Source organism: Clostridium psychrophilum (genome assembly GCF_018861705.1).
GTDB lineage: Bacteria > Bacillota > Clostridia > Clostridiales > Clostridiaceae > Clostridium_AD > Clostridium_AD psychrophilum.
On record NZ_JAHLEC010000077.1, the window covers coordinates 1 to 15,580 of the forward strand.

A 15,580-nucleotide genomic window follows, 5' to 3' on the forward strand; every position below is an offset into this window, starting at 1 on the left:
ATTTAATCATCTCATATTTCTCTTGAATTTTCCACCTAATTTTCATCTAAAATGTTATCTAAAATGTTATCCACAGCGGTTTCCGCAAGCTGTTTCCTATATAATAAAAAAGGAGAAGCAATTTTGTTAATTTTGAGTGGTATATTTGTAATCTTTGTTTCTGTATTTACAACATTTTTTAAGTAAATGAAGAAGTATAATATTTAGTAATCTATATAAGTATTATTTTAATATTGTAAACTCTTATAAAAAACATACTAAATTATCATTCGATTTATCATTAAGTTTATTTAAGTAAAAATTAATGACATTTATTCAAAAGAACTTAAGATGGAACCCGTTACCTATTAATTACATCATTTTTTATTTAATATAAATATTTTGTTCATTATTATTGAGTGCAGTATATCCAACCCTTATCTCCTTTTATAAGCTTAATGTCAACATCGGTAGTAGTTTTGGGAGCACTCGGATCATTTATAGAGTTGCCCAAAGCCGTCATTATTTGAGCCTGTGAATCATCTTTGTTATTACCTGACAACGCTTGTGACAATAGTGTTGGCATCATATCAGTAATTAATTTCCCATATATTTTCGGTAAATCTAAAGAGGTTACTTTAGTTTTGACTACAGCATTCTTACCAGTAACGCTGGAAGATACAATTTCATAACTAACTTTAGAAAAAACAGATTTAACTATTTTCTCCTGATCATCATCTGTATACTTGAAATTTTCTTTATTTGTATGTTTGTTAATATAATTTGCCAATTTGTACGAACTCCTTTTATGCCATCTTCAACAAGTTTATTTCCATTTCTATCTTTTAACCCTGTTAGGTTAGCATCATGTTGAAAAGCTTTTACAACAGTATTAACAGGTGAAACAGGTGTAGCAGTGTTATTAATAAATATCTCAGGTTTGAATTCATTTAAGTCAACTGGTCCATTTACTCCATCTACACTTCAGGTACTTGAATATTGAAATCCTATATAACTAACCGCATCTGGCTTTGTCACTCCATAATGTGCCACCCATAACGGTATATCTTTAACAGTATCATTTAAATTGTTTGCGTAAAAGTTATCTCCAGTGTATATGCAAGGCTCATAATTATTAGCTAATAGGCGATCAGCGAATAAACGTACATTTGAACTTATCTTTGACACTGCTTGTCCCAATGCAACTTCTACGTCTATAACATATTTACAATTTGCTGAAAGTTCATTTATGGCGTCTATAAAATGGTCTGCTTCTAGTATTGGATCGTTTTCTCTTAGGTAATGATAAAGTCCAATTTTAAGTCCAGCTGCCATTGCACCACTATATTGAGATTCTAACAAAGGATTGGTATAAGTTATTCCTTCCGTAGCCTTAATATAAACTATCTCTACTCCACTTTTCTTTACTTTTACAAAATCAACATTTTGTTGGTAACTAGATATATCTATACCTTTCATAAAAACCCTCCTATTTAAATTAATTTTTCACAATAATATATGTCGAAACGTAGTTCGAGTATAGCATATATAAAGAATGAACAATATTTAGTTATACAGAATGATGGCTTTTGATTTGTTATGTCACTGGTTCCCCAAAAATTGGGACTACTCTTGTCCACCCTTTCATTTTTCCATATTTAAGGTATTTATCATAATACGATAACTCTGTTTTAAGGTTTTCTCTCCACAACTTACGCAACGAGTCATTCCTAATTGTCTCAATGATTGCTCTGATATGAGAATCTAAGGAAGCTAATTCCCAGGATAAAACAATTCGGAACATAAATCTATCCGTTATAATTTCAGGATCAATTGGAGATGTTACTTGTTGTGCCGGTCTGTTAGGAAGTGGTATATTAAGCTTTAGTGCTAACCCTTCAAGCTTGTTTAATTGCTTGTTATATGTATATATCGCATGTTGAAGCAATACCCTAAACTCAGTATCATGTGCAAAACTGCTGAATATACCTAGTAGTTCTATTTGTTCATATCTCATAACAATATGATGTATTTGTAGAATAATTATACATATACATATTTAACATTATTAATAGTATAATTAAGTAAATATATTGCTTCACAGTAGTAGAAAAATGCGTAAAAATATTTATTTAATTTAAAAGGTGGTAATTAGAATGAAAACTTGTAGTAAATGTAATTGCGAATTAGTAGATGACTTAGAGGTTACAGCACATGGTGTATATGATGTAGGTATATCATATAAAAAGAGAATTTCGAGTAATCTTTAATGAGGTTGTTAATTTAGGTAATAAATAATAATTGTCCCCTGTAGAACAATTTGAATTATTATCTAAAGTTATTTCTTTAAATTCAATGGAATCACTAGTTATTATACCTTTATTAAAAGGTATCAGCTTTATTCACCATACTCAACTAATCCCCCTTTCTAATCCCCTTATACTTAATAGTTGTTTTACCATATGACACTAAAGATGTATATAAATTTATATACTTATCAAAAATATTGAACATAATTAGATAGCCCAATAGGAGATGAACAGCGCGGTAGCATAACAGGGTACAAAGACCCTCTATAGTCTTTGTACCCTATTATATTAAGCTCTGCATTTGTATATAGCCACTTACTTTTTGCTCGACATAATAATTATCTAAAACATAGTTTTATTAACCTATGTTTTGCTATTTATAAGAATGATTGTCCATTTTCAGTATTTTCACAGTTAAAATATTTAACTACTGTAGCTCCTACGTCTGATAATGTTTTTCTCTGCCCCAAATAATTTGCTTTTAAGTCTTTACCATATAATAATATAGGTACATATTCTCGAGTATGATGGCTGTGACCTATCGTAGGGTCATTCCCATGATCCGCCATTACTACAAGTCTATCATTTCCATCTAAGATTTCCATTATTCGGCCTATGTATTTATCAGCGATTGTAAGTTTTTCTGCATATTTTTCAGTATTTTGCTCATGCCCAGCAAGGTCTGTTTCTTGAACATTTGTGCAAATAAAACCCGATTTTGTATTTTGGATTTCTTTTATTGTAAGTTCCATAACCTCTTTTGTATCTATACAAGATGTACTTTTCCCATAATCATTAGCTACAATATCAGCAACTTTACCCAGTAAGGATACAAACACACCTTTTTTACCTAAAATAGTTGGTGCTTGCACCTTTGAATTTACTCCGTATCCCATGTGCATAACCTGGTATCCTTCATTATATACTCCAGACTTCGGAGCATTTACTCCAACATATTTTCCATCTTTTTCTTCTACAGCATCTAATATATTTTTTACACTAACATTTTTTCCTCCAAATGCTATTACTCTTGAAACTTTCACATTATTTCTAACTACTTTTCCTATTTTAATAACTTCCTCATATGTTATCAAATCCAGTGTAGAAGTTAGATTATATACTTGTCCTAAATCAGCTTCTATATTATCACCCACAGTAACACAACCATTGACGAGTAGAATTTTTGTGTTTTTACCCAAATATTCAACTTTATATCCAGCCTCTTTTAGTGCATTGTACACTTTATCAATAGATTTAGAAAAAGGCTCTATAAGTGGTGGCTTTGGTTTCGTACCCATTATTTCTTGATGACCTAGAAATGTATCTGCCCCTACATGCATTAATGCAGCTTTACCATAAACAGCATCGATACTTTTTTTCATACAACCTATTTCTTCTCCAAGTGCATTCATAAGTCCAAGCTTCCCAAGGTTTGGAAGTATTAGATTTGGCATTTTTTCTAATATGTGCTTACATGTATTGGCACCCACGTTTTGTGGCCTTACAACTGCATCATCTTCCATATGGCCTATACCAAAGCTATCTAAAACAATCACAACAAATCTATTCATTATGTCATCTCCCTATTTTCTTTCCTAGACTATCATAAATACCAACAACCTTTGGATTACCATCTTGTATTCCTTTAACCACAGCTACATGACTTCGTGTTACAAAAATTTGTGATCTATTTGCAAAAATAGCAGTATCTCCAACTTTAGCGTTCCCCCTAAGTCCTAAATAATAATCTATGCTTTCCAAGGTCGGTTTCTCAAATTCAAGTTTCTTAGAACTAAGCATATCTTTGCCTACAAGAGCATTTACTGTATTAGATCTTCTGTAATATCCCCCACCATAGCAGTAACACGATTTATCTAAATTATGGGATACTTCACTTACATATACTATTGAAGGTATTTCTACTTCATCTTGAAAAGCATGAAGTGGTGTTGTTCCCGTAAGTCCATGTCCAGGTTCTCCATGAGTTCCACCACAGCTATAAATTTTTTTAATAGTTGATGTACACGTCGCAGATGGAGTGTTGATTTCCTTTAGTTTAAAATGTAATTCATTCTCTAATATCACTCTTGCTTTAAGTAATGTATCCATATTATTTGTCTTCTCTATACTCTTACTATTAGAATTATATAAAAAACATGGAAAAGAAGTTATACCATATAATTTTATATTTGGCATAGCGATTATTTTCTTTGCATTTTCTATAAGTTCTTTAAGATAAAACCCTCCATATTGTGCAGGATACAATATATCATCTTTATCTATCACTCTCAGCATAATATTCTGAGTCATATTCATTTTTTTCGCAGCATCTGATATTTGTTTAGCCTTTTCTACAGAATAAACCGTTATAACTTCAGGACTTTCTAATAAAATATTTTCAATATCATTAGTAGGTATCTGTACCAGGTGACCTACATGTCCAAGTTTTATACCATTTTCGGCTAATGTCTTTGCCTCTCTCCAGTCTACCGCCACAGCACCTTCATATCCTAATTTCATGATTTCTGAAGCTATATACGGATTTCTTCCAAACTGCTTTGTCATAAAATAAAGTTTTATTCCGTACTTATCTGCTTCCTTCTTTATACATTTTGCATTATATAAAATGGAATCAACATCAAGAATGAATGTGTCTGGTTCTATAATCCCATTTTGATGTAATCTAAAAGCTGTCTCTATAAGCTTTCTATTTCTTCTTAATGTTATATCTAAGAACATATTTCACCTCTTCATATATATTACTATCTAGCTCTTTCTATTGCTTCCCTTACTATTCTAATTATGGTATCAGCCCCGCTCCTCATGGGATTTATTCTAATCATTCTTTCTTCAAGTGTTGGGTCTGCAGCTCTAAAAGTTCCGGAAACTCTATATACCATAGGTACAAATTCATATTTTGATTCTGCACCTACTGGATTTGGTGCCGCACCAAGTTTTTCAGCCTCCACAAGCACTTTTTTTGCTGTATTGGTCTCTAATTCTATAAGCAATACTTTTGATTGTGCATTAGCTATAAATGCATTTTTCACTCCTTTAACTTCTCCATTATTAAACCTCATGGCAAGTTCTTCATTTACTTCAGCTTGAATAGCAAGTTGTACTGGTGCATAAACAAGTCCTCTTAAAGCATCCATTGCCTCATGCCCTTGGACCTGACTTCCCCCTGAATAGTTTAATTTTATTACATTATCCACATATGACCCTTTACCTATTAGGCATCCTATGCCTTCAGGACCTAAAAGCTTAAATAGTGAAAAAGCTGAAAGCTGCGCACCACACTCAGCACCTGTTTTTCTTACCTTCATCACGGCATAATTATCATCTGTAATTATTTGAATATCTTTTCTAACATCGTGGATTACCTTTATAACATGTTCCATATCATATTGATCATTAATTTTCTGCCTTGTATACTGTATAAGCACTGCATCTATATTCTCTCTTGTAAGTATCTGTTTAATCTCATCTTCTTTATTAAAGTTTGCTTTAACTATTTTAATGCCCATAGAATCTAAAGTTACCTTTGTTGTAGGATATATAGGTGCATCATGAACCAACATTGTATCTCCTGGCTTAACCATACTTACTATGCCCCATCTTAAGGCTCCAGTACCAGCCCCTCTTAAAAGTACAGCCTTCTCAACTCCGAAAAAGTCTGCTAAGGTTTGCTCTACTTTTAAAGTAGTAGCTGGTTTATTAATACCCATCACTACTCCTAAATCACCAAGCGTTAAAATATCTTTACCGTTAAAATGCTTTGTAATTGTATCTATTAATTTAAACTGTAATTTCTTTGCTTGTTCCATCGTCATAGATTCTAAAGGATATGTTTTCACTATTATCACTCCATTTTCTTTAATTTATGCGTATATTCTATGGGCATTATTCTTAAGCATATTATCAATATCTGCCTCACTTATGCCACCATTTCTTAGTAATATCACAAATTTATCAAGAAGATACGAATACCCTAATCCATTTAAATACTTAAGATGAGATTTTCTTGTAATATCCATAGATAATACTATCTTTTCAGATAGGCCTCTATTTATAAGCTCTTTTAAAAGGTTAACCCTCACACTTTCAGGTTGATATTTTATCTTACCTATTGTATCAAACGCAACATTAACCCCTTTATCAATAAGTCTTAATATATAATCTAAATCTCCACTCAAATCAACATGACTAATAACAACTTTATCAAGATTTACACCATATTCTTTAAATATTTTTATTTGCTCAAGACCCAGAGTCCCAAGCGTTGTATGGGTTACAATAGGTTTCCCAGTTTCTACATGAACCAAAGAACTAGACCTAAACACCTTCTCTTCTTCAGGAACAATGTAATCTTTACTTGTTCCTATCTCTCCAATAACTTCTGCTTTTATTCCTGAATTATCAATTCCTTCTGTAATTTCCATAAACATTATATGTGCTAATTGTTTTATATTTAATTTATATACTTCTTGTGGGAAAAATGGGCTTTTATAATACCCGGTAGAACTTAAAATATTAATACCAGTTTCTTCTTTAACCTTTGTAAGATATTTTATATTTCTTCCCATTCCTCTATTAGTAACATCAATAATATTGCTAACACCCTTTAATTTAAGTTCCTTGAGTTCTTTAATTGTTTCATCAATAGTGTCAAGTTTACAGTCTTCATCTTTTTTAGGCCCTGATAAATCTATAGTTATATGCTCATGCGCATAGGTAATCCCATCCAATAATTTCATTAGTTTTCATCTCCATCTATATTAAATATCAAATCATTATTTCTTCTTAAGTATGATTTTTTAAAATAATCAATGTAAAGTTTAGGCATTAAATTTTTATCACTTAATTTTTCAGCAATGTTTATTAGTCTAACTCCATTGTCAATTCCTTCTCTTGCTAACATAACAATGCCTGATGCTATTTCACCTACTGGAATTGTCACTGCAGTCGCATTAACCATATTAGCTATTTTCACAAGATATTTTCCACTTCTATTTTGAAGTCCTTTTGCAAAACTTCCCATGTTTCCAAAAACAGAATCTCCTAACCCCTCTAAATCGATCGGTCCTTCAAGAGTTATCAATATATCATATTTTAATAACAATTCATTTACTCTTATTATTGAGTCTTCTCTGTCGTTAAAATTAGGAAACCTTTCTTCATGTATTTCTATATTATTTTGTTTCATATAATAAACTGTATCATTAAGGCCTTCCCTCATATCTTTACCATTAGGAAGTATTATATCTCCAATACATGGAACCGCTATTTTTAGTTTGCTTATTTCATTATTTAGATTAGTAGATTGTATATTGCCCATATCATATATACAATTTTTTGCTAGGTTTAATGAATAGCTTATAACTCCAATACCTGCGGTAAAATCAATTCCATCAGTAGATATCTTAGAATAATTGGCCTTTAAGCCCATACCATTTGCCATTATAGAATATAGATTTAAGCTTAGTGCAGGAGCAAGCACAGAACCTCCTCCATCAGAACATATCCCAACATCATTTATGCCATAAAGTACATTAATAGCTGTGGCACTTGATGAACCAGTCATTAACTTACCTGTAAGTGGGTTGTTAAGTCTTATATCTATTGACCTTCCACCATCAGCCATACTGTCAATTGTGTGCCAAATATATTTTTTATGTTTGAATAAATTGTTTATATATTTTTTTCTTACAGCTTTAGTGTTTTTTACCCCGCAAAATACAGGACTAATATTCTTATTTAAGACATCAACTGTATCCAAAACAGCATCCACATTCACTCTATCAACTGTTTTATTTAAGAATTTATTTGCTTTTACTGTAGCTTTTGATATTCTTAGCATTTGCTCAAGATTATTATCCATAATTAATACTCATCCCTATTTTAGACATATTAAAATTTACCATAATTTATAAACTGCTATTTAATAAATCTCTACTCCAAGGGAATATCTGTACCTTCTAATATTTCAGTTATTCATTTTGATTCATTAAATAGCATAATATATTATTTAATTACTGTTGGTAAATAAAGTCCTACAATATACAATATATTTATTAGAACTCCCACAAAAATTGCCCCAACAGGCCCAACTGCCATTTCTACAATAGGCTTTTTGGATACTTTATTGAGAGTATACATTCCTACAACTATAAATAATCCAAGCCCCGGTGCCATAGCATTTGCTGCCATCATACCACCTATTAAAAGGGCAACCTCAAGTATTTTACTCATTGCAGTTCTTATGTTATCTCCACAATTCTTCATTCCTGGGAATTTATCTAAGAATTTTGCAATAACATCAAGAAGTAAAACCTCTAAAGTAATTACAATCGCACCAACAATAAATGCTAAAATAGGATTCTTGATAAGAATTCCCACAACAAATACAAACGTCATACCAGCAGGTCCATATACACCTGTAGCAATTGCTGTTGTAGCAACAAGTGGAACAAATCCAATTCCTCTTGCTAATGCTGTTAATGCAGCTTCAGTACTTTTACCCTTAGATAAAAGATTTAATGATATTGGATCTCCCGCTATTATAAGCATACTTGTACCAGCAGCAATTAATCCACCCATTATTGCAAGATAAGGTATATTCTTTTTTATTCTCTTAACTCTGTCACTAAATAATGAAACAAGGTCTACAGTCTGTGTATTAGGATCTGCTTTTTCCCTAACTGCATATATTATCATTATTATCATTCCTATAAGCAATGCCATTCCTTCAGGATTAAGAGCAACTACTGCACTTCCTATTTTAAACTTACCATAATATTGTACAATTTGTCTTACAAGAAATGAAATAGTTAAAGTTATAATACCATTTTTAACTCCATACTGATAAGCTACTACCAAAGCTGGGAATGCTGCAAATGCTGCAACTATTGGAATACTAACCATAGCTAATTGTGGTAAGAAATTAACTGGAAGCATACTAAATATATCAACGACAAATTTTAAACCTACAACTATGCCTACACCATATGCTGCTCCTATAGCTCCAGAAATTATCATTCCTTTTTTGCCATCTGGTGACCATGTACCAATAATATCAGTACCAAGCAATATGCTGTGAATAAGTATGATGTTCGCCGCAACAGATACTGGAATACCAAAACCTATTACAAGTCCGAAACCCAATGCGAAACTAGTTGCTGCTAAAGCCTTTTTACTCATTCTCCCTTCAAGATATTCGGGTACTATTGGTCTTAATCCATCATTAAAAACTGCAACACCCTTGTTTGCAAGGATTGAAGCGAATGCTCCAATTAGAGCTATAATAATATATGTCATGTTAAGTCCCCCCTATTTTATAATGTTATTTAGTATAATTGGAATAACCTGCTCAGCATGCTGTGGAGTAAATCCAAACGCTTTTTTGCCATCTTCAATTTCTTTTATTATTTCGCTTTCACTTCTTATATTTCCAGGCATTGAAACTGTTGAACAAAGTGGTAATCCAAGTAATGCTATTGCCATAGCGAGTGCCCCTCCGCCACCTGTATTACAAGCGCCAAAATAATAATCGGCTTGATTTGTTTTTATTGCCATAGCTGCTTGAATATCTGTTTGTATTTTTACTGAAACCTTGTCTCCCCCTATTTCCTTAATAATTTCCGCTACCCTATCCTTGTCCATTTGTCCACCTACAACTATTCTTATCAACTTTATTCCTCCTTCTTTTTTATTATTTATTTTTCAAATAATACACATAAGTGCATTATTAAAAAGCTTTCTTCACTTTTCGGAATATCCATAGTTATTTCACTTTTAATATCACAAAAAGCCTTTTTACTAGTTTGAAAGTATTTATTTAACTTTATTTGTTCATAAAGTTCTTCATCAATTCTTTCCACAGGAGAATTACTTTTTATTCTTTGAAGTGCAATACATAGGTGCGTTATAAGCATTGCTCCATTCTCTTCTTTAAGTTCTATATTCCATTTAGTATGAAACATTGCTATTATTTTTAAAATCCTTTTGTATATATCTTCATCAATTTGCCCTGCATCCTTTAATATAACAAGTCTATTATTAAGCTCCATCTCTCACATCTCCCCATCAGCTTTGAATATACAATAAACTGTATATTGAAAGCAACTTTTATGCATACATTAATAATTAGGTATAACTTCTCCTGATATTACTTTTTTCTGATATTCCAAAATTTCTTCCTTAATTAGAAACCTTTTAATAAAACTCCTTAATTCATTTTTATTATCATTCATTACAAGAACTGCTTCTGTATCTATATATTTAAGATTATTCTTTTCCAATGGATAGTATTTTATATTTACTTTTCTTTCAAGTATTTCGTCTTTGTTCCATACAGCTGCATCTATTTCACCACTTATCACCTTTGCTATAATTTGATTATATGCCAAATCTATAAACTCTACATTCTTTCCTTCACACTGCTTTAATGTAAGCATATTGTGATCTATAGATGTTCTATCTATACCTATTTTCATACCATCTTCTATACCTTTTTTAAGTGGATTATTTAATACAAGTACATGTTCACTCACATAAGTAAATAAACCAAATTCAACTACAATGCTGATGTCCATACCATCTTCTATACTCTGTTTTGCAGCTAATTTTGAAACTATAGCAAAATCATACCTGTCATTTTTAAGCGCATCTACTCTACTTTTTGCTCCTCTCATATATGCAAGATTAAATGGTATCTTACTTTTATTCATAGTTTTGTAAAGTCCTGTGGCAAGTCCTTCATATAGCTTTGAATAAGGCAATGGCATAACACCAACTATTGAATTTCTATCAGTAAAAGCCAAGAGCTTCTTATGATCTATACCAGTAATAAACGTACCAAGGTGTCCTCTTGCTTCAAGTAATATGGCTTTATGCTCCTGCAAAAGCTTAATTGCACTCTGAACTGTACCTCTTGCCGTCTCATATCTTTCAGCATAATTTGCCACGGTATCAATTTTGTCCCCAACTTCCCTTCCAATAAATTCATGGGCTAATTTCATTACTATTATTCCACTTTTCTGCATTAAACTTATCTTTACATTCATATTTGTATCCTCATTCTTCACTTGAATTTTATCATTAATCTAACAATTATAACTATTACAGTATACAATATTTTGTATATTCATTTTTTAAAAAAGTAACCCTTTACATTTTTAATAGTATCACCTATCTTTTATATTGTCAATAAGTAAAAAGAAACATCTACGCAAAAATATCTTCATCTAGTTCTGAATCTAATATACTTATAGAACACATCATTTTTTTATATTCTTCTTTATATTTCTTCAGATGCAAGTTTAAAAATATTAAAAGTACTAAATCCATAACTATCAGTTAAATTTATCTACTAATCAAAAATCATATAATCCCTTTTATATACAAACTCCTATTGCACGTGTTTTGGCTAGTAAATACAAAAAGACACCTACATTTTTGTAAGTGCCCCATTAATGTTTTATATTTAATCAACAAAATGAAATAAAAATGCGAAGAAATTTTCTATGCATTAATTGTCTAGATTCTCAAACATATTTGAAGTGCAAACTATTCGTGCTATTAAAGTCAGTCAGCAGGAATATCACTTATGAACTTATTACAAAAAACACACTTGTAAGTTTCTATTTTGGGACATCCGCCTCTACTTAAAGCGTGTATTATGCCCTTATGTGCATCTTTTGCTACCCACTTTAATTCTACTCTATTTCCGTAGAGGTCACCTTTTACCATCTCATTACCACAATATGGACATATCATATAATAATCCTCCTTAGTTTTCTTATATCCACATCATAACATACTAAATTAAAACATAAGAAAACGTAAAGCTATCATTATATACGGAAGATTTCGTCATAATATTTATTTTTAGTTTATTTGCCATTGAACTTAAGTCCTCTACTAATTCTATATTAATAAAAATTTCGATACGCGAATAAGAGAGGTGCAATTTTCTCACATTTGTTTGTGGACTTTGATTTTCTACTGATTAATTCAAACAATTTGTATACTTTTTTATACAAATATATTAATTGCTTACATGCAATTTGACGTATGCCTATATTTTTGTTTTTGTTCACATAAATATTTTAATAGAATATATTGGATATATAGAATATACATTAGCTATATTCTGTACAAGCTCATTAATCAACCTATTGTAAATTTATAATAAAGGCATTTAAAAATACTGATCTGATTTAGTGAAACATATTTTCAACGTATAACCCTTATGTTGAAAATATTTTTAATAGTATATGTAGTTATAAGAAATCTAAATGACTAAATCAGTGTTAATAAGTATTATCTTATTCTAAATTTATAAAGAAATATAGGTGATAAAAATATGGACAAGTATTATAACAAAGGAGAAGTGCTAAATAAATATATCATTGAGAAATTTTTAGGTGAAGGACGTTATGGTATTGCATATTTAGGAGTTAATGATAAAGGTGAAAAATGTGTAATAAAACAATTGAAGATAGAGGAACTTGAAAATACTAAGAAAAAATTGTTTTATGAGGAAAAGATATTGCGGAGTTTAGATAATTATTCCAGTTTCCCAAAATTTATTTCAAGATTTGAAGATGAGTATAGAGAAGGATATATATTAGAGTATATGGAGGGAAATACTTTTCATCAAATATTATCTAAGACCCAATATGAATTTACCAAAGATGATATTTACGAAATTGCTAATAAGCTTTTAGATTTGATAGAAGAATTGCATAATGAAAATATTGTACACCGAGATATTAGAATTTCTAATGTAATTGTCAATGAAAATAAAGAATTATTATTAATTGACTTTGGATTGGCAAGATTCATAAATAATAAAAGATATACAAAGAAAGTAGATTATTGGTTCTTTTCTGATTTTTTAATTCATTTATATTATTCATCTTATGTCGACGAGGATTTAGAAGAAGAACAGCCTTGGTATGAAGAACTTGATTTAATAGAGGAGGAAAGACATTTTTTAAAGAAGCTTATGGGACTTGATGGTGAGTATAAAAATATCGAAGAAATTAGAAAAGATCTAGAAGAACTAAAGAGAATTAATCAGGTAATTAAATAAAGTTTTGTTTTTAAAATATTAAAAAAGTTATTTCACTTCTAAAGGAAAGAGGAATGTATAATGCCAAGTTCAGTTAGCATATATAAAATATATCCTAAAAGCTTTAGGGCAAATGTCTACACTTTAGATCCTTTTAGGATGATTGGTTTAATAGATGTAGGTATTATGTTTAATGGAGACATGGAAACAGTAACCTTAGCTTTTTACAGATCTTCTGGAACAAACAGTGGAAAAATAAAGGGGTTATGGTATCCAATAGTTGGTATAAAGACACACAACGGAAGTTTTATAGAATTTACGCCCTATATAAATTCTGTTTTAACTAAAACTACAAGAGATGACAGAGGTGACAAAGGGTGGCTGGCTAAATCATTATTCTTTCGACTTATAAATGATGACCCATCTAAAATAAGAGGATTTTCAAACGGAAAACACTATGAAAACCTTTTATGGATAGGTGAGACTTTAAGGGATTTATATGAAGAAGATGAATATGAAAAAATGCCTACCTTAAAATCTAGAAAGTATAACACTATATTAACTGCAACAGATATATATGAGGGCAATAAATATTCACAAAGAGAAAACTTTGAGAAGTTTATAGAAGAAATGTTTTTGGATCATTAATAATAATTGTTAACAAAATAGGGGGCTAAGCATACTATATATTAAGTTAAGAACCTTAACTTAATATCAATCTAAATAAAATATGTGTTGAAGGAGGTGACTTTATGTATTATTCAAAGAATGAATCATGTAAAGGTCATAAAGACTATAGAATGAAAAATGAGTATAATAGTGATTCTTATAATAATTTGAGCAAATCATATAGCAATTTAAGTATATCAGATATAAGTCCAAGCAGTAGCTCAAGTAGTAGTTCAACGAGTGGTTCAAAAAATAGTTCAAGAAGTAATTCAAGAAGTAATTCAAGAAGTAATTCAAGAAGATCATACAGTAGATAATATGTCTAGAATAATTAATTAATAAATATGAAGTACCCTTTGTAAATAATGGACAAAGGGTATTTTTTTATACTTTTGTAAGTGTCTTTTTAGGTATATGATAATGATACAGGATTTAATATATTTAGATTATTTTAATATAATTAATTGCCATATCTATGATTATTTTAATTTGTATCGCACTATCTACATATTGATCACTTTCAATAACATTCACTATTAAAACTAACCTTTAAATCTCTTACTCATATAAGGTGTCGCCACATAGCTTCTGTCATAATCTTTCCTCTAGTCTTGTCCTTACTTGGTAACAGGCATAATGCATAGAGAAAATCCAATTTAACCATGTCATATACCAGTCATTTAATATCACAGAAAATACATGTTTAATATATTTCCTTACCTCTGTATTGTAGATGTCCAAAGCATAAAACCTGTTTACAAATATAACCAATGCTGCAATAAACATAATTAAATAAGAAATAGGATATAATCCCTAGCGCAGCTGCTGCTAAAAAGGTATAGACCTTGAAAAGGTTTATGAATAAACAAAATCCTCCATATCATTATATATGGAGGATTTCAATATCATATCTATATTTCTAACTTTTCAAGTCTTTCTTTAATATATGAGTGTATTTGCACTATCTTCTATTAATATCAAATGCTAATTAGGAATAACGATAACTGATACTTTAGCATTTCTAACAACCTTACTTGTTACAGAACCAATTAATCTGTATAAACCTTTTTTATTACACTTTGTCATTATTATTACATCATCACCATCTTCATTAGCTTTTTTTAATATCTCTTTTGCAGCATATCCCAAAATTGAAAACTTTTCAACTTCATAGCCTTCAAGTTCCTTTATTGCTGTATCCAAAACCAATTTACTTTCCTCTGCTAAATTACCATAATCATTTGAAATTGAATTTGGCGTTGGATATACCATCTTGTTAGTTAAAACTGTTTCTACTACATTCATCAAAGTAATAGAAATATCATCCTTATTAAAGAAATCTTTTAACCACTTTATAGAATTGATGCTTTTTTCCGTTCCATCTAATGGTACTAAAATTTTTAATTTTTTCATATACAACCCCTCCTTAAATCACTGATAGTGTTAACACTATCTTTGTTTTATTTATTTAAGACCCTGCAATTGCAAGGATTGTAGCTGTTTTTAAGAAAAAAAACAATGACCCCCTCTTTCTGGTATAATTGTT

General features: G+C 30.4%; 17 protein-coding genes. 3 read left to right on the plus strand and 14 right to left on the minus strand.

Annotated elements, in window-relative coordinates; genetic code table 11:
* Positions 1-391: 391 nt before the first annotated feature.
* The 13 genes from KPL38_RS13800 to KPL38_RS13860 all read right to left on the minus strand — a co-directional run bounded on the left by KPL38_RS13800 (position 392) and on the right by KPL38_RS13860 (position 12,065).
* Positions 392-769 carry a hypothetical protein gene (locus KPL38_RS13800; RefSeq protein WP_216289732.1) on the minus strand — a complete coding sequence of 126 codons (378 nt, stop codon included), beginning with the start codon at positions 767-769 and terminating at the stop codon, positions 392-394.
* Between the two features lie 194 nt (positions 770-963).
* Complete coding sequence (locus tag KPL38_RS13805; protein ID WP_216289733.1) at positions 964-1,458, minus strand: GH25 family lysozyme; 495 nt, start codon at positions 1,456-1,458, stop codon at positions 964-966.
* A 118-nt stretch (positions 1,459-1,576) separates the two neighbouring features.
* A complete protein-coding gene (locus KPL38_RS13810) occupies positions 1,577-1,996 on the minus strand; it encodes a DUF3231 family protein (RefSeq protein WP_216289734.1) in 420 nt (139 codons plus the stop codon).
* A gap of 669 nt (positions 1,997-2,665) precedes the next feature.
* The gene (locus KPL38_RS13815) at positions 2,666-3,859 is read right to left on the minus strand and encodes a phosphopentomutase (protein ID WP_216289735.1); all 1,194 of its coding nucleotides are present in this window, start codon (positions 3,857-3,859) and stop codon (positions 2,666-2,668) included.
* A gap of 4 nt (positions 3,860-3,863) precedes the next feature.
* Positions 3,864-5,027 (minus strand): YhfX family PLP-dependent enzyme, encoded by a 1,164-nt coding sequence (locus tag KPL38_RS13820; RefSeq protein WP_216289736.1) that lies wholly within the window; start codon positions 5,025-5,027, stop codon positions 3,864-3,866.
* A 23-nt stretch (positions 5,028-5,050) separates the two neighbouring features.
* On the minus strand, positions 5,051-6,145 hold the full coding sequence (locus tag KPL38_RS13825; RefSeq protein WP_216289737.1) for an aminotransferase class V-fold PLP-dependent enzyme: 1,095 nt from the start codon (positions 6,143-6,145) through the stop codon (positions 5,051-5,053).
* Between the two features lie 24 nt (positions 6,146-6,169).
* Positions 6,170-7,045 carry a phosphotriesterase family protein gene (locus tag KPL38_RS13830; RefSeq protein ID WP_216289738.1) on the minus strand — a complete coding sequence of 292 codons (876 nt, stop codon included), beginning with the start codon at positions 7,043-7,045 and terminating at the stop codon, positions 6,170-6,172.
* Entirely contained in the window at positions 7,045-8,169 is a 1,125-nt protein-coding gene (locus tag KPL38_RS13835; RefSeq protein WP_216289739.1) for a hypothetical protein, read from the minus strand. Before KPL38_RS13835 ends, KPL38_RS13830 begins: the two co-directional genes overlap by 1 nt.
* Positions 8,170-8,312: 143 nt before the next feature.
* A complete protein-coding gene (locus tag KPL38_RS13840) occupies positions 8,313-9,605 on the minus strand; it encodes a YhfT family protein (RefSeq protein WP_216289740.1) in 1,293 nt (430 codons plus the stop codon).
* 12 nt (positions 9,606-9,617) lie between these two features.
* Positions 9,618-9,977, minus strand: coding sequence for a DUF2620 domain-containing protein (locus KPL38_RS13845; protein WP_216289741.1), 360 nt, complete (start codon positions 9,975-9,977; stop codon positions 9,618-9,620).
* A 26-nt stretch (positions 9,978-10,003) separates the two neighbouring features.
* Positions 10,004-10,357, minus strand: a complete 354-nt coding sequence (locus tag KPL38_RS13850) for a PRD domain-containing protein (protein ID WP_216289742.1) — start codon at positions 10,355-10,357, stop codon at positions 10,004-10,006.
* Positions 10,358-10,426: 69 nt separating this feature from the next.
* On the minus strand, positions 10,427-11,353 hold the full coding sequence (gene yhfZ, locus KPL38_RS13855; protein ID WP_216289743.1) for a GntR family transcriptional regulator YhfZ: 927 nt from the start codon (positions 11,351-11,353) through the stop codon (positions 10,427-10,429).
* 520 nt (positions 11,354-11,873) lie between these two features.
* Positions 11,874-12,065 (minus strand): PF20097 family protein, encoded by a 192-nt coding sequence (locus KPL38_RS13860; RefSeq protein WP_216289744.1) that lies wholly within the window; start codon positions 12,063-12,065, stop codon positions 11,874-11,876.
* A 589-nt stretch (positions 12,066-12,654) separates the two neighbouring features.
* On the opposite strand from KPL38_RS13860, the gene KPL38_RS13865 reads away from it, so the two are divergent.
* The 3 genes from KPL38_RS13865 to KPL38_RS13875 all read left to right on the plus strand — a co-directional run bounded on the left by KPL38_RS13865 (position 12,655) and on the right by KPL38_RS13875 (position 14,351).
* A complete protein-coding gene (locus KPL38_RS13865) occupies positions 12,655-13,386 on the plus strand; it encodes a protein kinase domain-containing protein (RefSeq protein ID WP_216289745.1) in 732 nt (243 codons plus the stop codon).
* Between the two features lie 60 nt (positions 13,387-13,446).
* Positions 13,447-14,013, plus strand: a complete 567-nt coding sequence (locus tag KPL38_RS13870; RefSeq protein ID WP_216289746.1) for a hypothetical protein — start codon at positions 13,447-13,449, stop codon at positions 14,011-14,013.
* A 104-nt stretch (positions 14,014-14,117) separates the two neighbouring features.
* Positions 14,118-14,351 (plus strand): hypothetical protein, encoded by a 234-nt coding sequence (locus KPL38_RS13875; RefSeq protein ID WP_216289747.1) that lies wholly within the window; start codon positions 14,118-14,120, stop codon positions 14,349-14,351.
* Positions 14,352-15,018: 667 nt separating this feature from the next.
* Here the strand turns inward: KPL38_RS13875 and KPL38_RS13880 are convergent.
* Positions 15,019-15,447 (minus strand): universal stress protein, encoded by a 429-nt coding sequence (locus tag KPL38_RS13880; protein WP_216289748.1) that lies wholly within the window; start codon positions 15,445-15,447, stop codon positions 15,019-15,021.
* Between the last annotated feature and the right edge of the window lie 133 nt (positions 15,448-15,580).

Excerpts from the sequence above, each read along its gene's own strand:
- KPL38_RS13805 (WP_216289733.1), bottom strand. The coding sequence starts at position 1,458 with ATGAAAGGTATAGATATATCTAGTTACCAACAAAATGTTGATTTTGTA.
- KPL38_RS13840 (WP_216289740.1), bottom strand. The coding sequence starts at position 9,605 with ATGACATATATTATTATAGCTCTAATTGGAGCATTCGCTTCAATCCTT.
- KPL38_RS13875 (WP_216289747.1), top strand. The coding sequence starts at position 14,118 with ATGTATTATTCAAAGAATGAATCATGTAAAGGTCATAAAGACTATAGA.
- KPL38_RS13820 (WP_216289736.1), bottom strand. The coding sequence starts at position 5,027 with ATGTTCTTAGATATAACATTAAGAAGAAATAGAAAGCTTATAGAGACA.
- KPL38_RS13860 (WP_216289744.1), bottom strand. The coding sequence starts at position 12,065 with ATGATATGTCCATATTGTGGTAATGAGATGGTAAAAGGTGACCTCTAC.
- KPL38_RS13865 (WP_216289745.1), top strand. The coding sequence starts at position 12,655 with ATGGACAAGTATTATAACAAAGGAGAAGTGCTAAATAAATATATCATT.
- yhfZ (WP_216289743.1), bottom strand. The coding sequence starts at position 11,353 with ATGAATGTAAAGATAAGTTTAATGCAGAAAAGTGGAATAATAGTAATG.
- KPL38_RS13815 (WP_216289735.1), bottom strand. The coding sequence starts at position 3,859 with ATGAATAGATTTGTTGTGATTGTTTTAGATAGCTTTGGTATAGGCCAT.
- KPL38_RS13870 (WP_216289746.1), top strand. The coding sequence starts at position 13,447 with ATGCCAAGTTCAGTTAGCATATATAAAATATATCCTAAAAGCTTTAGG.
- KPL38_RS13810 (WP_216289734.1), bottom strand. The coding sequence starts at position 1,996 with ATGAGATATGAACAAATAGAACTACTAGGTATATTCAGCAGTTTTGCA.
- KPL38_RS13850 (WP_216289742.1), bottom strand. The coding sequence starts at position 10,357 with ATGGAGCTTAATAATAGACTTGTTATATTAAAGGATGCAGGGCAAATT.
- KPL38_RS13830 (WP_216289738.1), bottom strand. The coding sequence starts at position 7,045 with ATGAAATTATTGGATGGGATTACCTATGCGCATGAGCATATAACTATA.
- KPL38_RS13880 (WP_216289748.1), bottom strand. The coding sequence starts at position 15,447 with ATGAAAAAATTAAAAATTTTAGTACCATTAGATGGAACGGAAAAAAGC.
- KPL38_RS13835 (WP_216289739.1), bottom strand. The coding sequence starts at position 8,169 with ATGGATAATAATCTTGAGCAAATGCTAAGAATATCAAAAGCTACAGTA.